This window comes from Demequina gelatinilytica (assembly GCF_000971115.1).
GTDB lineage: Bacteria > Actinomycetota > Actinomycetes > Actinomycetales > Demequinaceae > Demequina > Demequina gelatinilytica.
In genome coordinates this window covers 74,510-95,658 of the sequence record NZ_BBLV01000005.1, presented here as the reverse complement: position 1 = coordinate 95,658, position 21,149 = coordinate 74,510, and the positions used below count along the sequence as shown (strand labels likewise).

Below are 21,149 nucleotides of genomic sequence, written 5' to 3'. Positions count from 1 at the left end.
ATGCCGCTCCCACTCATCATCGGCGGCGCTGTTGTCGTCGCAGCAGCAGCCGGAGCAGTGGGTACTGGGTTGTCGATGCGTCACCTCAAGGGGAAGTCTGTGCTGATCGTCGGACCCTCGGGTTCGGGCAAGACATCGCTCGTGCGCATCTTCGGCGATAACGAGCTCGTGGTGCGCCCGTCGTCCAAGGAGCGATGGGTGAACCGGGCGTCGAAGCTCGTTGATCTCCAGTTGAAGGTGGCCTCCACCGACACTCCCGGCGGACGCGACGGTGTCGACGCCATTAGAGAGAGGGCAGCGCAGGCCGACCTCATCTGCCTGGTCGTCTCCGCACAGGCACTCCATGCGTCTGACGGCTGGGAGAACCCAGTACGCATCGCGAAACTCGTAGGTACGCTGGCCGGCGCTAATACGCAATGTGGAATCGTACTGAGCCACGCGGACTCCCTCGCTAGCGAGGAACTCGCGGATGTGGTGAAGTCGCCGGAGCTGCTCCGCCTTCTAGACCTCACAGGCGCAAGCATCGTCCGCCCCTGCGACCTCACGGATCGCGACACGTGGAGCGAGACCACCGAGGCCCTTCTGGGCCTGCTACAGCGGCAACGGCGTTCACGAAAGGACCGTTCATGACCACGGCTGACAGTCCCGAATCACGCAAGGTACTCGTGGCGTTCGCCCAAGCCAAGTGGGATGCGATGGACCGGGCGAGGAAGCGTGAGGTGTCGGGACGTCCCGGCGTCGCGATCCTTGTCGTCGACGGGGAATCGCGGATGGATCCCGCTGTGGCGAAACGTGTGCTCGCAGACTTCACCGTGACTGACGGAGCGGTTCTCGTGCAGAACCCGTACGACACCTCGCGGTACTTCCTCGAGGAGGACGCTGCCGTGGAGATCGCTCTCGAGAAGACCCTGTGCATCGCCGAGGTGTGCCACCTGATTGGAGCACGCCGATTCAATGTGACGTCCGTGCAGAACGATACGGACGGCACCCAATGGAGCGCCGACGCAGGTGGCGGTTCGAAGCGAGTGCTGGGGAAGTTCAGCGGCACCGGCGGCAAGACGAAGCAGCTGGCCCGTCGGATCACACTGAGTGACAAGAGCTCCGGCGGGATTCCGGACATTCAAGCCGCGCGGGACTACCTCGCACAGCACAACCTCGAGTCCGACAGCATGCTGCGATCTCTGGTCGACATGGTCGCGTTCGAGAACAACCAGATTCAGGAACGCGCTCTGACTGTCGACGTCACGCGCGAAGCCAAGAGCACGCTGAAGCTCGCTCTCGAGGTGAAGGCCGCCGACTACGGCTCAGGAAAGGCCACCGGCGGTGGCACCAAGAGCGCGGTAGACCAACTCACCGTCAAGTACGAGATCTCTTTCTAACTCCCGCAGGGCTCGAACCCGTCAGGTCAGGACTGACCGGTCTCATGGACGCTCACGAAGCGGCCGTAGACGGCCCGGTCAGCCCAGCGGGTGCAGCAACGTCGTCCAATGCCCGCGCGCGTGCCCGCGGAGGAGCTCGAAGCCTGCGGCTCCCCACAGTGAACCGACCGCGACACCATCCGGGAACGGGAACCCCGTGATCCAGGTCTCCCCCGCGATGTCGTTGGGTGCCATCACGCTGGCCCGGACCCCGTGGCGAGGCCCTTCCACAGCGACTTCGAGCACCTCGAACGCGAAGGCTCTGCCGAGCGCTCGATCGCTCTCAGGCGCCTCCAGGTAGGCGCGGCACACTCCGCGGTAGGGACAACCCGTGCATCGTCCAGGGTCCGGCAGGCCGACGAGCTCGTGCTCTCCCCTGCCGGCGGCGGCGATTGCCTCCCGCGCGGCACGCGCCCGGTTCACCGCGTCGTCGATCAGTTCTGGCTCGCCCTCGACGCGAGTCACATCTCCAGCGCCGTCACGAATCTCCAGTCGAACGGGTGCGCGGCCGAGGGCGGTCCGCACCATCGCCGCGTAGAGCCGCAGCTGGAGTTTCGCCTCCGGGCCCGCAATCGGCTTGGCAAGCCCGGTCTTGTGGTCGACCACCACGACGGATCCGTCTCGGTCTTCCACCAGATCGGGGATGCCCATGAGCCCGTTCTGCTGGTCGTAGATCTTCCGCTCCACCCACGGAAGCGGTCCCGGTTGCGCAACCGGCTTGCCCAAGACGACGCCCTTGCCGCCGGCACTCACCTCATGCTCGCGCCACGCGGTCCGCACGTCATCCGTCACCAGTACGGTGGCAGAAACGACTGCGGAGACGGCCTCGTACTGGATCCGGACGCGCTCGCGAGTGAGGGCCCAGTTCTGCCACTGTTCCGGTCGCGGCGGCGTCGCCGGCGCCCACTCTTCGGCAAGACGCAAGTACCAACGTTCTGCCGCCGCTGACCACACATCGCCGAAGGGTTCGCCAGTGCCCGCGGCCGCAAGAACCTCGTGCGCGATGCACCCCACCGCGGCTGCCGGCCCAGTTCGCCGAAGAGTCGCCAGTTCAGGATCGAGCCGGAACCCGGCCTTCGCCGGGCACGCTTCGAAAGCAACTACTACCGACGGGCTGATGAACTCGGGCGCCTTCGGCCGCGGCTTGAGGCCGATCACGACTGAAGCAGAGGCATGACCGACACTGGATTCAGCCGGAAACGACGGGCGTCGAACCACTGAACGTCGAGACCGTCCATTGCCTGTGCCTGGACCTGCGCGACCGCCTGGGCATCGTCGAGCCACGCTTCCTCAACACGCCAGAGCGGATGCGCCAGGAGCACGCACTTCCTCCCGGACACGATGGCAGGCACCTCGCCGTACGAGCGGGCCTCGGCTCCCGGCAATGCGCGAGCGGCAACTTCGTACACCTCGTTGCCAGCGAGCAGGGAGCGGCCGAGCGTGAGTTCGCGTCCACTGAACAGTTCCAGCATGTCAAGAGCGAGGCGCCAATCGAGGAGCGGGTGCTTTCGCGAGTTGTCGTACGAGCGCATGCAGTCGGGGCATGACACGTCGCACTTCGCCGCGTGCGCCGGGTCTGCCCACCGGTCCTGCAAGTCACCCAACGCATGTGCCAGTACCCGCTTGAAGTTGGAGGGATCACCGATCTCGATGGCATAGCCGGCACCGTTCTCTGCGGTGTCAGCGAGATATATCGCGGCCGCGACCTGGGCCTTCATGTCAGGCTCATCCTCGGCCAAGACGGGCACCCGTACGGGGTTGAGACCCACCGCCAACTCTCCCGGATCGAGGTCCAGGTGCGCCTGAGACGCGAGCTTCAACGCCTCGGCGACCGAGGTGTAGGCGGCGGGAGCCGACCACTGCTCCAGCAGACCGACAGATCCGGTCTTGAGCGCCACGCGTCGCGGGGTCACGAGCAACGCATCGGTGACCCTGATCTCGCCGATTACCGATTTCACGTCCGCGTGAGGATTCCCCGGAGAGACGGTTACCGAGCCGTCGTCCGCGGTCTCGAACACGTAGCCGAATCCGGAGTTCTCGTTGACGCTCACCAGAGGCGCCTGCTCGTAGACCTCGAGGTCGATCGGGCCGAGCTCATCGCGGCGATCGGGTGTCGCTTGCACGGAGATCTCGGGGGACGAGGCATAGGACTGATCGTCGTTGCGGTCGTCATACGAGCGCGGCTTGTATGAGGTGCGGAACCCCCGCGGCTCGTGCAGATCGAGCGCTCGGAGCTTGCCGCCGCACTGTGCGCATACGACCGCGCGAGGTTTTGCCTGCAGCTCAGTCCTGCCGCACGTGTCGCACTTGCCGATCGATGTAGCCGGACCAAGCGGATTCGCGACGGGCTTCACCACGGATCCCTTCACAGTGAAGTCTACGAAGCCGACCGCCGTGTGCACCTTTCCGTCCTTGACCACCTCGGCGCCAGGCGCGAACGTCGAGATCGCCTGACCGAGCGGCCTGTCCGAAACGACCATGCGCTGCAGAGCGTCGGTGTTCCAGGGCATTCCGTCGTAAAGGGCACGCACTCGCGTCGGGAACCCGAACATCGGAAGCAGCCCACGGCGAGCGAGCAGAGCACTGAGCTCACCCTCGGCACCCGCTCCCTCGCGTTCGATCACGTCGTCGATGGCGCCAATCAGGCTCGCGCGCACGAACTCCACGATGCGCTCGACCTCGTCGGCACCGAGGCGCGTGTATCGCACGGCGCGTTCCGCGATGAGCACCACGTCTTCCGACTCCACGAGGAATTCGGCGATGGCATCGCGATGGCCGGTCCAGTCCTCGACGGCCCCGAAGGTGCCGTGGCTGCTCTCAGGGCCCCACTCAGGCGGGTCGGAGAGAGACCCGAAGGCGAGCCTCAGGCACTCGGAGTTGACTCCGCGCTGAACGATGGTCCGGCGCCCAAGGTCGAGGAACGGCTGCGGCGGGATGTCGCCAGTGATCCGCTCGGGACGCTGGAAGTAGTAGTCGTCATGCGTGCGGTCTCGACAAAGTGTGAGCGCGAAACTGAGCGCCTGGCCTGAGCGGCCGGCCCGTCCAACGCGCTGCTGGTAGTTGAACCGCTGCGGCGGCACGTTCGCCATCATGGTCGAGCGTAGCGAGCCGATATCGACGCCAACCTCCATTGTGGTGGTGACCGATAGCGCGTCCAGCTCGTCGGTCAGAAGGTACTCCGAGGGAGCGAGGGCGCCCTTGAACCGGCGCTGGCGGTCGCGCTGAAGCGCTAGCGGTCGCGTTTGGCCGGTGAGCTCAGCTATCGCAAGACGACGTGGGGGCATGCCGGCGAGCCACGCGTAGTAGTCGGCGTCATCATCACGCGCCGGTTCGAGCGTGAGCGCCGCGGCGTGGCACTGGGTGTTCGCGCACACTCCGGCGCTGGGGTGTAGGTGGACGTAGCGGCAGACCTTGCAGCGCCAGACATCGCGGCTGGCTGGCACGGCAGCGAGGTTGGTGTCCACGGAACCGGTGGTGAGAATCCACTCTTTGACGGCTCGTTTGACATGCGCCGTAGCGAACAACTCGTCCACCTGGGCGACGGCCGCATCTGCGTCCACGCCGTGCGCTTGGGCGACGGCTTCGATATACGCTCGCACGGGAGCGACGATCACCGGCTCACCCTGCACGCCAGGCGCGTAACTGTCGTCGTAGCGCCGTCGGGTTCCGAGAATTCGGATAACCGAGTCCATTACCTCGAACAGGTCGGACTTGTCGAATGGTCCGGCCACAGGCTCTACGTCGAGGATGGTGAGCCGCGCGATCCCAACCGACTCCATATCGCGTCGCGCGCGGTCGAACATCGACTCGGCTACCGATCGCCTCATTTCCCTCAGTATCTTCTCGCGGCCGTGCTCGACGGGCATCGTTGGCCACGCGCCCGTGAACGGCGGCCTGAATGCCCGATACCACGGCGTCTTGCTTACCGAGTAAGTGTCCTCAAGCGTCGCGTTCCATGGGCTCGGTCCACCCGGGTTAACCCCGATCTCGAGCATGGCGTCCTGGACTCGGGCGAAAAGCTGAAGCAACGAGATGGACCGGACACCACCGAGCCGGTCCAGGGCGTCGTCAAGCGCGGCCTGCATTTCCGGTGTGAGTGGGACCTTCGCCTTCCGCATCATGTTGGCCTGCCACCCGGCGAGAACACCGTGTGACTCCGCGTCGTCCGGGTCCGTGATGGCATCGAGCACCGCGAACGGATCGGGAGCCCGGTGAACCTCGCGGCGGACAACCTGCCGCACGAGGTCGCGGTGATGGTTGAGCGCAACCCCTGCGGCTGTGCGCGCGGCATCGTCGCGGCTGTCCGTGAAGATGATCGTCTTGGGGTCCACCACGGCTTCGCGCCCCTCTTTCCCGGACGCGAGTACGCGTACGAGCTCGGAGAGGTAGAGCTGCGTTGCTGCCGCGCTACCGGCGGTGTGAGCTCGGATGGGTGAGCGCACCACGCCAGTCTGAAATGCCTCGGCGCTGTCCTGTCGCTCGCTGACGCCACACGATGGGCACTTCGTCGGCAAGGCAGGGGACCTGCCTGATGAGCCCGCTCCGAGCGGGACCACTCGCAGCGCGCTCGTCGGGGCGACGCTCGGGCTGGCCAGGCCCAGGGTTGCGTCCCACGACAAGGGCCGGAAGCCGAACTTGGTCTTGCCCGCGGTCCAGTCCTCCACGGCGGTCGTGCCCCCGGGTCGGAACCACACATACTCCTGAACCGTCTTGCGGAACACGGGACGCTCGGCCTGGCGCTCGGTCGTCGGCAAAGACGAGACCATCGTCGCGTCGCCGCGACGCTCCACCACGTTGCCGCCGAGGCTGGTATCGCCGCAGTGGAAACAGTAGAGGAGTTCCAGCACCCGACACCCGCAGTGGTCGCAGACCGCGCGGGGCGCCGGGTAGAGGGTCCCAACCTGGCGATCGGGCCCGCTGTTCTTCAGACCGCTGCAGGCTGCATTCGAACAAGCCCACATGCCTCGGGGTGCACGCACGAACAGGTGCGCACGCATCGGGATCAATTGATCGCCGCCCTCAGCCGGAGCACCGGCAGCCAAGCGATCGAGGAGCGCCTCGAAAACGGGAACGCTCCGATCGCCCATCCCGAGCAGCCGCTCGGCGATCTCCGCCGTGCGGGTGGCCCGAATGCGTCCCGAGCCCGGCTCACGGCACGCAGCCGCGATCGCATGAGAGAGACTGGCTGCCGAGGCCTGTGCGGCGCGCTCGGCAGTCCACGTTCCCGGCTCCTGCGGCACCTCGAGAGGCTGTCCCGGATCGATGGCAAAGGTTCCTCGTGCGGTGCCGAAGAACTCCTCCAGGTACGAAAGACTCGACTCGCCCTCGTCCAACGACGCGGAGGTCGCGATGATGCGCAACTGCGGCGAATCCGCTTCAAGGCCAAGGCGGCTCAGCAGTTGGCGAATGATCAGCGCGACCTCGCTTCCCTGGGTACCGCGATAGAGGTGCAGCTCGTCGACAACGAGCGTGAAGACGTGCGAGGGGTCCGCCTTGATCCACTCCTGTGTCGCCGCGAAGATCGGTTCCTCGAATGCACGCATCATCATGGTGTTGAGCATCGAGTAGTTGGTGACGAGCACGTCCGGCGGGCTGTCGATCATGTCCCAGCGCGTCATCATCTCGCCCGTTGCCGGATCGGAGAACTCCGCAGGCTCCAGTTTCGCTCCGCCAGCGGGCGCGTCACCCTGAGTCTGCGCCGCGTTCAGCACCGTCGCATAGTCGTGCGCGAGATCGCGTAGCTCCTTCGCAACCTCGGCCGCCTTCTTCGACTTCTTCGTGGGCTTTCGCTGATTGCCTAGGGTGCTCCCCGTGTATCGTCCGAACCACAGCGGCCGCTCGGGTTGTTCCTCGTTGAGGGCCCGGATCGCGCGGCGCAGCCTCGTCATCTGGTCCTCGACCAGCGCGTTCGTCGGGTAGAGGATCAGCGATCGGACCGCGCCTGGCCGTCGTTCGCCGTGACGCATCGGCACCCACTCGGGCTGCGCCGCGCTCCACCAGTGGTTGGCGGCGGGCTGGGCGGCCCAGTCTCTGGACTCTTCGAGGAGTCGGGCCAGGATCGGGAACAGAAACGACTCGGTCTTGCCCGAGCCGGTGCCCGAGGTCACCACCACATTGTGCTGCGGGGCGTCGCTGAAATGAAGTCTGAGCGCGTTCGCCTGATGCGCCCTCAACTTCACCTCGGACGCGTCGGCGACGCCGAACGCAGCGCGCGCGACGGCGTCGAGCACGCCCCGTGCGATCCCCGCGTCGTCTGCGGCTTGGCCCAGAGGCACGATGCTCGGATAGGGCAAGACAGGCTCGAGGAGCACATCTCCAACGATCGCATCCTTGGCCTCCAGAAGTGCCCGGCGCTCGGCCATGAGGCCCGGGTCGTTCAGCCAGTAGGCGGTGTCGTAGTACCGGAGGAAGGCGTCGCGGAGCCCTTCGGCGAGCTTTCCCGGGGTCACATCAGCAGACATCTGCGGCCTTTCGATTTGCGGTGGACGTTCAGGAGTTGAGAAGCGCGTGGAGGCGGTCCGCGGTGACACGATCGATCCCCGTGTAGGCGAGCACCTTCCGCTTGCTTGCGCCCGCCTTGATCTGTGCGGGGCGCGGCATCACTCCCGACGCGAGCGCTGCGGCGCGCCCGTAGAGGCCAGGAATCTCGCACCCGCGAGGTACGACGAGCGTCTGCTTCGCCTCCATGTATACCGCCAGGGGCTTTCCTGCCCATGCGGACGCCACATGCTTCGCGAGATGCACGCTGGCGCGAGCGGCCTCACGGCGCTCGACATCCGCCTCGGTGCGTAGCACGTAGATGCGCTCGAATCCCTTGGTCAGGCGGAACGCACCCGACCGATCGACATCCGTGGTTGCCGCCCAGGTCGCGCTTTCGGTATCGAACCACTCGGCAGACTTGAAGCCGGGAAGTGGACCGCGGCGCAGCGCCGTCGCAACTGCGCTGAGCGGCGGAAGCGCGCACAGCAGCTGCCACGATGGTTCGTCCACCACGGTGATGCCCTGCTCGAAGGCCACGTCGAGCACCGAGTCAGGCACTCCGGTCAGCACCGTGCGCGGCGGCTGCCCGGCGCCTTGGGTCTCATCGATCCTCGCGCCAGCGTCCTCGGCCTCACGCAGCAGCCACGAGCGAGCGTCCTGCGACCAGTAGCCAAGCAGTTCCGCAGCGCCGTCCGCCCGGACCGCGACCTGGCATTCAGGCATCGCCCAACCCTGGACCATGCCCGCAGCGTCACGTTCGACGTCGATGTGCCCGAGTGTCTCCAGAGTCGCGGCGAGCGAGCCTCCGAAGATCGCGCCGGGTTCGATCTGGGTCGCGAGATTGGCGAGTTGGCGATCGGTGCCCGAGCCGAGGTGACGAAGCGCGTCAAGCGCGCCAGCCCACAGCCGTCCATCGCCGGCTTCGACTGGCGGAAGCTCTGCGACGTCGATGGTCTGGGCGGCGTGAACGCCCACCGGCTTCTTCGCCGCGATCTTGGCCCAGCCCGGCGAACGCTTCACCATGCCGCAGTACTTGCACTCCCCGCTGATGTACTTCTGCTTCGGACCGTCGTCGAATTTCGGGTAGACCAGGTGATGCGCTCCTGTGTTGACGCACGATTCAGGGGCAGGATTCGCGATGAGCAGCGGCCGGCTGACGCTCGCCGCTGGCGGTTTGGGGTGCATCCACGCCGCTGCTTTGGGAGCGGTACCCGCCACATCGACGCCGAGTTGCGCGTCCGCATAGATGCCCGCCACCTTGACATGGTCATTTGCCGCGGCTTCGACACGCACACCGATGGCGCCGAGCGCGCTGCACCCGCAACCGACGATGTACGACGTGTCGGCTGCGTCGCGTTGCGAGAGTTCGGACTCGTGCGCGTCGCCGCTTCGGAGGCGCAGGGTGCCCTGCTGGAGAGGGTCCTTCGCACCCGCGAGGCGCAACTCGACCCGATAGTCCCCGGCATCGAGTCGCTCATCCGCGAGCGCCACCACGAGCGCGCCCTCGTCGGAGCCCCACGACCGGACCACCGCATCGTCCTTCAACGACACGACGTGCACCTCGAAGGCAGGCATGGTCTGCAGCGACACGCGGATCTCCGGTGGCGCGACGACGGACCACTTCCGGATACGGGATGGGATGCGGATCCCACCCGCCAACGTGAGGAGGTCCTTCGCGAGCGGAACGAGCTCGGGCACCTTGCTCTCGAGCGGCGGCGTGAACAGTTGGACGCCGGCGAACGCCACCCAGCCCGCGGGGACGCCGGCATCGCCGCCCAGCCTGATCCAGCCCGGGCGAGCGTGGGAGGCAAGGACATCCTCGACCACCTTGGCCAATTTGCCCCTCTGCCCGTCCGCGCGGACCAGCAGTAGCGCATCGGCGTTGAGCTGCAGGCGCTCCCGCTCGACGAAGGCCTGCTGAACCTCGTCGAAGACCAGGGGGATCGTTGCCCGCGGATGCCGCTTCAGGGGTTTCGCGCCGGGGTTTGCAGGATCACGCATCTCGACGATGCCGCCCAGTGCGCTGGCCGCGTCGATGGTCCCGTTCAGGGGAAGGACCCTGAGGTTGCCCGACGCCTGAGCGAACGCGACCTCGCGCCACTCGCTCTGTTCGTCCTTGAGCTCGAGCGAGAAGTCTCTGTCGTCCTTATCTCCACCGTGCGTGGAGAGCATCAGACTGAGATTGGTACCGAAGAAGCCTCGGCTCAGGTCTGCGAGGAGCCTGACAGAATCCATCGAGCCGGCGACGTCCTCGACATCCTTGTCGAGCGTTCCGTCCCATGCCGCAAGCTCGAGCGCGACGACATCGGCGATGCGAGCGCGAGTCGCCTCGCGCTTCCACAGCTTCTTGAGGTTGACCGATGCAGGGCACGAGTCGAGCGTGAGCCATTCACCGAGATAGCTCTCGAGATCCTGACCGTTGATCTCCATTCCGGGAGCCAGCCCATACTTGAGGAAGAAGTGCGTGAACCTCCGCCGGTCGCCGTCGCGGACAAGAGCCTGGGACAACGGAATACCCACATACCGATGACTCAAGGCGTAGGCCGTAGGCAAGCCCCTGCGTCCGTCGCATTCCTCGAGCCACCAGTTCAGAGCGCCCCAGTAGTCCTCAGCCCGCGCCGAGTAGTGCTTCTGCACATCCGCCAGAACCGCCTTGTCATTGCCAAGGCCGAGCGTCCTGGACAGCCACGGGTAGTAGGCGTTCTTGGCGAAGGGGCTGTCGTCCGCGCCCATGTGCTCGGCGGCGAGCACGGTGACGGCCAAGAACGCGAGCACGGGCGGCGGCTCACGTCGTGTCCGCGCATCGCGCATCCACTGGCGGCGTCGCGCCGTGAGCTGGTCGAGCCGGAGCTTGCCGTCCCGTACCACTACGCCCGCGACGGCCTCGCAGAGACCAGCCGTAGGGTCTCCATCCCAGTCGGCAGCCGCAGCGATCCCCGCGAGGATGTCGTCGTCGAGATCCAGGTATGCCGAGCCAGCCTCCTCCGCTTCCGGATAGACCGTTGCCGCGACAGCATCGTTCCAGCGCGTATAGGTATCCCAAGCTTCAGTGCTCGCCACACTCGCCCCCAGCGAAGTAGTCCATCTGCTGCGGAGTAATATTCCGCACCCCGCCGACCAGATCAACAAGGCGTGAGAATGTTGGCACGACCCACTGACATCGGCGCTCGGACCGGCGCACGCGACGTCGAGCCCGCCGCGGTTCCCCACCGCGCGACGACACCCGGCCCAGATCAGCTAAGCTTGCCCGCATGTCTTCCGCGCCCCAGCCAGCCTTCACCTACGCGGATCTGTTCGCCGGCATCGGCGGTTTTCACGCGATGCTCGAGCACGGCGGCGGGCACTGCGTCTATGTCTCCGAGATCGATGCGAAGGCGCGGGACACCTACGCGCGCAACTGGATCGATCCGTTGCCGGAGTCGTCACGCCCCCAGGTGAACACTGACATCACCACGGCGACACCGGCTGCCGGCGACGTGGACGTTCCCGCGCACGACGTGCTCGCGGCAGGATTCCCTTGCCAGCCATTCTCGAAATCAGGCATGCAACGCGGAATGGACGAGGCCCGGGGGGCGCTCTTCTGGAACATCGCTCGCGTCCTCGAGGATCGCAAGCCAGCGGTTGTCCTGCTTGAGAACGTGCGCAATATTGCTGGTCCTCGGCACCGCCACGAGTGGGAAGTCATCATCGCGACGCTCAGGGAGCTCGGGTATCGCGTCTCTGATCGACCGACGCTGTTCTCACCGCATCTGCTTCCGCCAGAACTCGGCGGCACCCCGCAGGTGCGAGACCGCGTGTTCATCGTCGGGACCTACATCGGACCCGCGCGAGTAGCCGCCGAACTCGCCGCCGGGCTCAAGCCCGAGCCTGTTGTCCCGCGAGCGCCAGTGAATGGCTGGGACGCCGATGACTGGCGCACCGAGTGGATTCTCGATGACGACTCGACGATCACCGATCTCGCGAGGTACCAGCTCACAGACGCCGAACGCGAGTGGATCGACGTCTGGGACGACCTCGTCGCGCGGCACCGCCGCGCGACCGGCAGCAAGCTGCCAGGATTCCCCCTGTGGACCGATCACTGGGTCACGGAGTCGAGCCTCGACCCGTTCGAGCTCGGCGCCATGCCGGCGTGGCGCCGGACGATCCTCACCAAGAACGCGCGCTTCTACGATGAGCACCGGAAGGTCATCAACGCTTGGTTCGCCGCTCATCCGCAGTTCGAGAGCTTCCCCGCGTCTCGACGGAAGCTCGAGTGGCAGGCGCGCGAACTCGAGTCGCTGTGGGAGACCGTGATGCACTTCCGGCCCTCTGGCATCCGGGCCAAGGCGCCGACGTACCTCCCGGCCCTCGTCGCGATCACGCAGACCTCGATCTATGGTCCGCGCGCACGCCGGCTGACACCGCACGAGGCGGCCCGTCTCCAGGGGCTTCCGCTCGAGTTCACCTTCGGCGACCAGAAGGACCCGGCCTCGTACAAGCAGGTCGGAAACGGCGTCGCCGTGGGCGCGGCATGGCACGTGTTCCGTACCCACGTCGAGCAGAATGCGGCCGACCTTCCGTCGCGCCTTGTCGAGTCCGTCCTCGGAGCGTCGAGGACGCCTGAGACTGCGGTGTCCTCGACGCGACCGCGCTAGCGTCGAGCCGCGATCTCCAGGAGCGCGCCGAGGCCCGATACTCCGAACTGTGCCGTCAGCGCCCGCGCCGCGGCTGCCGGCTCGACACCCAGCGCATCCAACACGTCTGCCACGACTCGCGATGTGTAGTGCCACTGCACCTTCGACTGCGTCTTGGGCGGCCGCTTCCACGCTTCCGAAGTCGACAGATCCCGAATCCTCGCACCGTTCGCCGCGACGACCTCTGGCAGGTGTTCGCCGTGCACTGCTCCTGCTGCGGCGAAGCCGATCAAGACAGCCACCAGCTGGAGCTCCTGCCACTTCGCGTAGCCCTGCGAATTGCGGAACGCAGGGTGCCACAGTGTCGGGGGGAGGGCGCGGTGGGCTTCCACGCTAAGCGCGAGGAGGCCGACGAGCGCCCGGACCCTGTCCGGACCATGAAGCGGGTCGTGCCGCGATCCATCGACGCGCTTGAACAGCAGGTTGATGTGGCTCGCGGTCGAGCACGAGTCCGGGCGGCCGTCGTCCACGAGCAGGGCGGCTGCGGCCCAAGCGAGCAGCTTGGTTCGGCGGAAGCCAGCTCGCGCGAAGCCGTACCGGCCGAGTGTGCTTCCGATCACAGCCACTCGGTTCCGAAGCGGCTCCAAGAACGGCGCGACCTCGTCGAGGTCCTGGCTGTCCCCCGCCGCCACGAGCAGGCCCTTCATCAGCGGCAGGTGGTGGTAGAGCGCGTTGCGGATCTCCTCCGCGTTCAGGTGCTTGCCCTGCTTGTTGTAGAGGCTGAAGACCTCATGGATCTGCGCGGGGCTCGCATGCTTGTAGACGATGACCGGGATCCGGTACTGGGAAGTCTGCTCGAAGATGTAGCGGACCACGCGGGGTTCGCCGACCACCGTGATGGGGAAGTTGCGCACTTCGGAGTAATAGCGGCCCTTGAAGGCCTCGAGTTCTCCGCCAAGAGCCTTGACGGCACCTGACCGTAGCGGGAACGGGAAGTAGTACTCGCGCTCCATGGTCGAGGTGAGGACCTTCCCGGTGCGTTCCTTCCAGATCTTCTTGAAGCGCGGGTATTCCTGCTGGAAGACGTGCAACAGGTCAGGAATCTCCCATTCCTTGGCCTTCTGATCGACCGTCGCTAGGGCCGTGGGGTGATTCCCCGTGAACCGCAGGATCGACGTCAACCGCTGCTTTCCATCGACCACCTCGAACTCGAGCTTGCTGGCTCCAGCCCGCTGCAACAAGATCACCGACGGGAGCGGGATTCCTCGAAGCACCGATTCGATGAGGATCTGGGCATCGCTGTTGGGCCACACGTCCGCGCGCTGATACGACGGACTGAGGTCAAGTTCGCCATCACGCGCGTGCTGGACGAAGTCAGCGATCGGCCATGTTTCCGCCAGGGCCTGGATCGTCCCCGAACCTTCGTTCTCGGCTTCGTCTTCTGTGTCGATCCAACCCTGCTCCCAGGTTGCAGAGGCAGCGGACACCGCCGCTGACGTGTCGTCCGCAGACTGAACGTCGATCTCGAACGCCTCGCGCAGAGCGATCGCGCGTTCGAGACGCTCGTTGAGTCGAGTCCAGGCCTCCTCAAGGAGATCCGTCCCAGCCACCGCGGCGGATGGCCGAGAATCCCCCATTCCCTCGAGAAGGGTGGCGCAAAGCGCGTCGTCTGAGGTTGCGTCGAGGTCTGTCGCGAGGTGAAGCCACCCCTGGACAGTTGCCACCGCCGTCCGCCACTCGCCGGTCGCGAAGTCTCGGGCGCCGATCGCAAGAGGCGTTCGGGCCGCGGTCACTCCACGAGGGGCGGCCGAGGCCGGCGCGGACAGCGCTGCGACGCGCTCGGCGATCTCACACTGCTCGACTGTAAGCGCCTCGTCCGGGTCGTCGACCGCAGCGGGCGGGCCGTCGCCGGACTCATCGTCCTCGTCGAGGAACTCGAACTCGAAGTCCTCGTCATCTGAGTTGGCATCGTCGGACCGCCGGGAGACCGAATTGTCGACGGCGACGGCACGCGCCTCCATCACGCTCTCCAGGAAGTAGTTGCGCGCGAGCGGATCGTGGGGAGCCTTGCGCGCCACCACAGCATCGACCAGAAGGTTCAGCCCTCGGAGCGTCACCGTGTCGCCGCTCGACCAGCATCGGTCGTCCCACTCGACCCGCATCTCTTCGGCGATGGCGCGACAGCACTCGACTTTGCCGGGCACATGTCGAAGCTCGAGCCCCACTGCCGTGCCAAGGGCTTCGATAGCCGAGCGCTTCTCCTTGCTCCCGGGGCCCAGCGGCTCCGACTGGGAACCTCCGAGGTAGTACATGCGCGCGACCGCGTGCGCCTTGTCCCTTGCGCTTGAATACTCGACCATGAGACCCCCAGGTTCCCCGTCATGGATTGCGCGGCACCCTCGAGACCGCACTTCTCGCGATGAACCTACCGCGCGCGCTCTTCGTTTCGCGCACGTGCACGGCGGCGGGTGGGGCATGTCACACAGCTCTCGTGAGCTAAGGCAAATGAGTTGGACTGACGGCGAGCGCTCCCTACGATGGACACGCTGGGGGCAGCAGCCGCGCGTCGAGTACCGGGGCACGGGGCACGACTCCGGCGCGTCCTGCCCGACCCACTGGAAGCCGTCGTGAATCCGAATCCGCGTCACCAGCCCACGTCCACGCGCGACGCGATAATCGTCGCGCCGGCTGTGCTTCGTCTGCCTGGCCCGAGAGTCGTCGCGGTGGTCGCACCTGCAGCCCGTTGGAGTGGCAATGCCGGCTGACGATACGAACGCGCCCTTGGACGCAGACTTCCGGCAGCGGATCGAGCTGCGCGCACGCTCACGAACCGCGGTCGACCGAGTGCTCGCTGCCTCGGAGCTCGAAGGCGTCGATGATCCCTGGGCAGTACCGCTGCTCGACGCGCTCCAGCGCGACCCCGATCCGTCGGTCGCCGAGGCGGCGCGCGTCACCGTTCAGGGGCTCTCTCCCGCGATGCGGAGCTCCGTTCGCCGCGCATGGTTTGGTGCCCCTGTCGCCCCGGCCGCCTCAGGTGACGCCGACACCGGCGTTGCGAACCGCAGTGTTGCTGACGTGCCACTGAGCGCGGCGGACCACGTTGCCGAAGTCACGCCTGCATCGCCCCGCTCTCAGGCGGTCTCACCGGAGATCTCTCCCGAGCAACGAGCCATCTGGACCGTGATGGCGCCGATTCTCGCTGAACCCGGCGACACCCTCGGGCGCTTCCTCGTGCCACGCGTCCGCGGGGCTCTCGCGCGGACCCCCTTCGACGTCGGCGTCGAGCAGGTGAGAGACGCTGTGGTCGCGGGCGTGGCCCGGGGAGATGTCGTGGTCGCGCGAGAAGCCGAGGATGCTCCGTTCGCCGCCTGGCGCATCGCCCTGGCACCCGACTTCCACGTGGAGCTGGGTGCGACCGGCGACCGCGAGCCCCGATCGGCCCCCGTGCCACGGGAAAGGACGGTCTCGCGCCAGGTGCGAGGCGCGACCACCGCTGCAGCTGCATCCGGCGTCAAATCTCCGGACGCCACGGTGCTGGCCGTGGTTGATCGTGCTTTCGCGGCATACGGTCGCTTCGTCGTTGGTGAGGCACGCAAGCTCGGCGCGTCCGCTCGGACTCCGTGGAGCGAAACCGAGATTCGCGACGCGATCCGACGGCTCGTGGGACAGGGCCGCATCATGCTGCACGATGGATCAAGCGGAGAACTCGACGGCTGGCTGCTGCAGCGCGCGACAAAGTCGGACGTAGGACCGCACGAGCCGGAGCCCCGGTCGAGCCCGGCGAAGCGTCGCGCTGCACGTGCCCCAGATCGCGCAATCGACTCACCACCCCTGGCGACCGACACCTTCATGCGCGACGCAGCGACACGCATCCTGGGCATTCCACCACGGTCGATCGCCCTCGACACGCTGAAGGCGCGGATGACCGAGACTGCTCGGCGTGCGGGCTTCACCACCACTGCCGCGACGTCGTCGAGGATCGTCGACGAAATGATCCGTGCGGGTGTGGTCGAGTTCGTCGGCCCACAAACCGGTCGTGCGGGTCACCAGTCTGTCCGGCTCGCCCTCCAGGGACCGGAGCTTCGAGAGCCAACCGACAGCATCGAGGAGACGCGCGCGTCCTCGCAGGCGACCAAGCCCACGACTTTCGCGCTGCTCGTGCGTACCGTCGCGTCATTGATCGAACAAGAGGGGCCAATCGACGGAGTCGCACTGAGCGAGCTTGTGATCAACCGGTTCAGGGACGATGGTCTCGACGCCGACCCCTCGGCTGTCGAAGCGGCAATCGCAGCGCTCGTCACCGAAGGAGCGATCACCGTACGTGGCCAAGGGAGCGGAGCGATCCCGCTAGGGATTATCTCGGCACCCAACGAGAGTCCCGCCGAGCCGCCTGTGCGAGGCACCACGGGCGAGAACGGAGCCGTCGAGCGACCGAAGGCCCCGACGACGACCAACACGCCGGAATTCCGTCTGGCGCCAAAGCTTGCTCCAGGGGCCGCAGCGAAGGCGAGCGCAGCGCTGGCGTCGAAGGTGATCGCCTCGGTCCGCTCTCACGGCCCCATGCTCGGGCGACACCTCATCTCCGACTTGCGCGCAGAGGCCGGCCTCGACGCACGAAGCCTTCCACGCAACGAGATCCAGTGCGCAGTCGAGTCGTTGCTGCAGCGCGGGTCGCTTCAGGTCGCGAGTGAGTCGCGGGACCTGGACTTTGGCCAATGGTCGCTACACGCCCCCGGGAGTCCTCCGGTCCGAGTTCGCCAGCGGGGGCTCCGGTCCCTACGCCAAATTCCGGCTAACGAGGTCGCGCAGCTGCTCGAACAGCGGGGCGTCCCGCGGGACCCAGACGGATTCCGCGAACGACAGGCCGCTGCGGCCGCGATCGTCTCGTGGTATTCGTGCCGCGAGTCCGAGGACGACCTGCTTGACGAACTGCTCGCGACCGAGTGGGCCTCTGCGCTGCACTGACCACGGCCCCGAACAACCTTGGGGGCGTGACGTACCAGAGGCGCGGCCTCAGGGTTGGTCGGGCGAGCCGAACACGGCGTCAAGTGCTCGCCTCAGCTCGCCAGCAACCTGTCGATCGATCTGCACCGTCTGGCTGACCTTCGGCTCCGAGCTGCGGGTGTCTGAGCCGTACGTCGAGAGCTGAAGAAACTGTCCGCTTGGCGTCGAGACGATCGCCCAGGTCGCGTCCACGTCCGTCGGATGGACGGTCTGAGCCACTTGGTTCTGCTTGATCGACCTGATTCTCGCCATGGATCCTCTCCTCCAGTGATCGTCGTGCGCGGTCGACCGACAGCCTCCCACAGGTTCGTCAGGTCGCTTCGCAGGCTATGACTGCATCCATCTTCCGAGAGCGCGCACCACCGCGGGAGCGAGGTTCGATCCCAACCCTCGGTATGTCTCAAGCAGAATCGTCGCCCCGTGCACGGTCCGTACGTATCCGTACCGATCGAACACCGCCACGGGTTCCAGATCGCGCATGAGCAGCCACGCCTGGCTCACCGGCCCGACATAGAGCTCGTCGATCTCTGCCTCCGCCCGCCAGAAGTCGCGGAGGCCCTCGAGCGACGCCCAGCCCGCCGCCTCCCCCATCCAGGACAGGTCCTGGAGCACGTGCGGGTCCTCCGCTCGCTCGCCCCGCAGGGTCCATGAGTACCGCGAGTTCACCATCGCACCGAGCACCCAAGCGATCGCGCGATACCCGACGGTCACAGCGGTGGTCGCCGGAGTCTCGGCGGGCTTGCCCATCCCGTGCGCGTCCTCGATTCTCCGCAGGATCGCGTGCGGGTTGACCTGCTCGAGCAGCGCCGGCGGCGCGACGCCGAACTCGCGGTCCTTGATCGCGACGCCCGCCGCACGCGAGAAGCCGACACGCACCTCACGCCCGTCCATCGTGCCCACGGCCTCCACGACGATGCCGACCTCGTCGTACACCGACTCGATCAGCCCCAGCCGCGGGTGCCGTCGGCACAGCTCCGACGCGACCCACCAGAGCTGCGCGTCGACGAACCGGTCGGCCGCGCGGAACACCTTGGTGCCGCTCATCGCGCGACCCCCACGAGGTACGCGCGGAAAGCCTCGTTCGGGTTGGCGGCCGGGAGCGCCGCCATGACTTCCGCGAGCGCCCGCTCCGGCTCGACACCGAGGTGTCGCGTCGCGTACAGCGCCGCCACCGTGGGTGTCCGCGACTGCGCCGCGACGCAGTGCAGGTACACCCGCTTGCCGTTGGCCCGTAGCGCGGCCACCGCATCGGCCGCCTCCTCAAGCACGAACTCCAGGTGCATATTCGCCCCGGAGTTCGCGTCGTCGACCAACCACACCTCCGCGGCGTCCGACGGGCCGATGCGCGCCGGCACTTCGCGAACGCCGATCCGACACAGCGATACGACTGCATCGATGTTCGCGGGAAGGTCCGCGAGGTGGCCGACGCCACCGATCAGCACGCCGTCGTCGTGCGGGTGGACCGCGAGCGCATCGCGCCCCGGCCAGCCCGAGTAGTCGACGCCTTCCCCGGTCAGCCAGCCGCTCGAATCCGGCACGCCACCACGAACCGCGAGCACCGCGAGCCGCGTGAGCTCGCGCGCACCCAGACCCGGGTGCCCGTGGAGCAGCCGCTGCCAGCCGATCGGGATGGCCGAGGCGCCGACCAGGGCGCCCGCGAGCGCGCCGGCGATCGCGGCGACGGTGTCCGTGTCGTTGTGGATCCGGATCGCCTGCTCGATGGTGCGGCGGAACGCGGTGGGCGTGTGCGTCGCGGGGTCATCGAGGACGATGCCGGCCGCACGGATCGCGGCATACGCAGCCTGGACGGCGTGCACCACCCAGCCGTTGTGCTGGAACAGGTCGGGGTCGGCGCCGTCGGCCTCGGCGAGCAGCCTGGCCCACCGCTCGCGGCGCTCAGTGGGCAGGGCGGCCAGCGCATCGTCCACGTGCACTCGGCCGTCGCGGACCGCGAGGTGAATCAGCACGCTCCATAGCGCGGCGCCGTCGCGGGCGTCGTCCTCGTAATGCGTGAGAGCTGCGATGGCGCTGGCGGCATCCGCTACGCGCGCCACGCCGTCGGCCTCGGCCATGAATGCGAGCCCGACCGGAGCCGTCCGCATGACCGAGCCGTTGCCCCCGCTGCGGCCGGCCACGTCGTGGACCCGACGTGCCGATGCGACGGCAGCCGCCGCATCGTCCCCCCGCATGCCGCGGAAGACCTGGGAGGTCTGGATGCCGACGTCCTTGGCGTCGCGCGCCCACGCGCTCCAGTCACGGACGATGTCGTCCTGGGCCTCGGTGCCGGCCAGATCCAGCCCGGCCGCGGCGGCGCGCAGGGTCGGGACTGCCATCGAGGTGTCGTCGGTCCACTCGCCCGGCTCCCAGGTGTGGTTGCCGGACATGTCGGCGGCGGTGCCGGCGAGGCTGAGTTGGGGTCGGGCAGGGCCGAACTCATACGGCGCGCCGATCGCGTCGCCGACGGCGGAGCCCAGGATGGCGCCGGCGGCACGGTGGGCGATGGAGCTGGTGATCTTCGTCATGGTGGTCCCCCTCGTCTCCCAGGTGATTCCGAGATCTCGACTTCGCGCAAGTCTGCGCTAATTGACAAGTTAGCGCAAGGGTGCGACATTCACTCATGTGACCGGCTATCGCGACCCCTCAGGCAAGGCACTGACCGACTATCCGCGGCCCTCCGTGGCCGTCGACACCGCGGTGCTGACGATCGCCGACGGCGCCCTGTCGGTGTTGCTCGTGGACGATGCGCGGGACGGGTCGCGGCGGCTGCCGGGTACGTTCCTCCACTCAGGCGAGGTGCTCGCCGATGCCGTACGTCGATCGCTGGCGGACAAGGCGGGGCTCGCAGGACTGGAACCGGTGCAGCTGCAGGTGTTCGATGCGCTCGACCGCGACGACCGCGGTTGGGTGCTCTCGGTCGCGCACCTCGTGGCGGTTCCCGCTCCCCTGCTCCGCGATGCGACGCTCATGCCCGTCACCGACGCGGGACCGCTCGCGTTCGACCACGCCGAGATCCTGGAACTCGCGGTGGCGCGACTGCGCGCGGACTACGCGGAGCACCCTGATCCGTGGGGCTTGCTGGGCAACGGGCCCTTCACACTACTGGAGCTTGAGCGGCTGCACCGGGTCGTCGCCCCTGAGCGCCCGGGCCGGAAGGACACGTTCCGCCGCCTCATGGAGCCGCAGTTGATCGACACGGGCGAGGTTGAGCACGGAACCGTCGGCAAGCCTGCCAGGCTCTTCGCCAAATCCCACGGGGACTCATGACGAGCGCGACACCTGCGCCGATCACTCAGCTTGAGCTGATCGCGCTGCAACGCCTGTATCTCGACGCCCGGTACCGCGGCGACTCTGTCGCAGCGCCCGCGATCAAAGCGCTGTTCGAGCAGCGCGCCCGCGAGTACGCGGTCGGCCGGCCTCTTGCCGACCTCATGCGCGCGATCGACCAGGACGGCGAGGGGTACGACCTCTGGGTCGCATCACTCGACGACCCGCCACCAGCTCCCCCGGCAGAATGCGTCGCACCCAGCCTGAGCGGCCGAGCAAGGGCTCAGTGGCTGCGCGCCTACATGCAGGACGGCGCGGGTTGGACCGACGACGAGATCCTCATGGCCATGGGCATGGGGATGAACTGACG

The 21,149-nt window shown here is 67.1% G+C and carries 13 protein-coding genes; 6 read left to right on the top strand and 7 right to left on the bottom strand.

Going from position 1 to position 21,149, the window contains the following annotated elements:
- Positions 1-630: a GTPase domain-containing protein gene (locus tag AOM00_RS05460; RefSeq protein ID WP_156159049.1), complete on the top strand. Its 630-nt coding sequence runs from the start codon at positions 1-3 to the stop codon at positions 628-630.
- The gene (locus AOM00_RS05455; RefSeq protein ID WP_062516825.1) at positions 627-1,379 is read left to right on the top strand and encodes a hypothetical protein; all 753 of its coding nucleotides are present in this window, start codon (positions 627-629) and stop codon (positions 1,377-1,379) included. The genes AOM00_RS05460 and AOM00_RS05455 overlap by 4 nt, the downstream gene beginning before the upstream one ends.
- 78 nt (positions 1,380-1,457) lie before the next feature.
- Here AOM00_RS05455 and AOM00_RS05450 read toward each other — a convergent pair whose 3' ends face one another.
- The 3 genes from AOM00_RS05450 to AOM00_RS05440 are packed head-to-tail and all read right to left on the bottom strand — an operon-like array spanning position 1,458 to position 10,958.
- Positions 1,458-2,576: a PD-(D/E)XK nuclease family protein gene (locus tag AOM00_RS05450; protein ID WP_169746815.1), complete on the bottom strand. Its 1,119-nt coding sequence runs from the start codon at positions 2,574-2,576 to the stop codon at positions 1,458-1,460.
- Positions 2,573-7,879 (bottom strand): DEAD/DEAH box helicase, encoded by a 5,307-nt coding sequence (locus AOM00_RS05445; protein WP_062516823.1) that lies wholly within the window; start codon positions 7,877-7,879, stop codon positions 2,573-2,575. The genes AOM00_RS05450 and AOM00_RS05445 overlap by 4 nt, the downstream gene beginning before the upstream one ends.
- Positions 7,880-7,907: 28 nt before the next feature.
- Positions 7,908-10,958 (bottom strand): hypothetical protein, encoded by a 3,051-nt coding sequence (locus AOM00_RS05440; protein WP_062516822.1) that lies wholly within the window; start codon positions 10,956-10,958, stop codon positions 7,908-7,910.
- Positions 10,959-11,149: 191 nt separating this feature from the next.
- Here AOM00_RS05440 and dcm point away from each other — a divergent pair, with 191 nt between their 5' ends.
- Positions 11,150-12,532 (top strand): DNA (cytosine-5-)-methyltransferase, encoded by a 1,383-nt coding sequence (gene dcm, locus AOM00_RS05435; RefSeq protein ID WP_062516821.1) that lies wholly within the window; start codon positions 11,150-11,152, stop codon positions 12,530-12,532.
- Here the strand turns inward: dcm and AOM00_RS05430 are convergent.
- Entirely contained in the window at positions 12,529-14,871 is a 2,343-nt protein-coding gene (locus AOM00_RS05430; RefSeq protein ID WP_062516820.1) for a GmrSD restriction endonuclease domain-containing protein, read from the bottom strand. The genes dcm and AOM00_RS05430 overlap by 4 nt on opposite strands.
- A gap of 421 nt (positions 14,872-15,292) precedes the next feature.
- Here AOM00_RS05430 and AOM00_RS05425 point away from each other — a divergent pair, with 421 nt between their 5' ends.
- Positions 15,293-17,476 carry a hypothetical protein gene (locus AOM00_RS05425; RefSeq protein WP_156159047.1) on the top strand — a complete coding sequence of 728 codons (2,184 nt, stop codon included), beginning with the start codon at positions 15,293-15,295 and terminating at the stop codon, positions 17,474-17,476.
- A gap of 48 nt (positions 17,477-17,524) precedes the next feature.
- Here the strand turns inward: AOM00_RS05425 and AOM00_RS05420 are convergent, their stop codons facing one another.
- The 3 genes from AOM00_RS05420 to AOM00_RS05410 all read right to left on the bottom strand — a co-directional run bounded on the left by AOM00_RS05420 (position 17,525) and on the right by AOM00_RS05410 (position 20,037).
- Positions 17,525-17,767: a hypothetical protein gene (locus AOM00_RS05420; protein ID WP_062516818.1), complete on the bottom strand. Its 243-nt coding sequence runs from the start codon at positions 17,765-17,767 to the stop codon at positions 17,525-17,527.
- Positions 17,768-17,842: 75 nt separating this feature from the next.
- On the bottom strand, positions 17,843-18,559 hold the full coding sequence (locus AOM00_RS05415) for a TY-Chap2 family putative peptide chaperone (RefSeq protein ID WP_062516817.1): 717 nt from the start codon (positions 18,557-18,559) through the stop codon (positions 17,843-17,845).
- Positions 18,556-20,037, bottom strand: coding sequence for an ADP-ribosylglycohydrolase family protein (locus AOM00_RS05410; protein WP_062516816.1), 1,482 nt, complete (start codon positions 20,035-20,037; stop codon positions 18,556-18,558). Before AOM00_RS05410 ends, AOM00_RS05415 begins: the two co-directional genes overlap by 4 nt.
- Positions 20,038-20,134: 97 nt before the next feature.
- Between AOM00_RS05410 and AOM00_RS05405 the strand changes: the two genes are divergently transcribed.
- Together AOM00_RS05405 and AOM00_RS05400 are read left to right on the top strand one after the other, a co-directional pair.
- Positions 20,135-20,779 (top strand): NUDIX hydrolase, encoded by a 645-nt coding sequence (locus AOM00_RS05405; RefSeq protein ID WP_062516815.1) that lies wholly within the window; start codon positions 20,135-20,137, stop codon positions 20,777-20,779.
- Entirely contained in the window at positions 20,776-21,147 is a 372-nt protein-coding gene (locus tag AOM00_RS05400) for a hypothetical protein (protein ID WP_062516814.1), read from the top strand. The genes AOM00_RS05405 and AOM00_RS05400 overlap by 4 nt, the downstream gene beginning before the upstream one ends.
- Positions 21,148-21,149 lie beyond the last annotated feature (2 nt).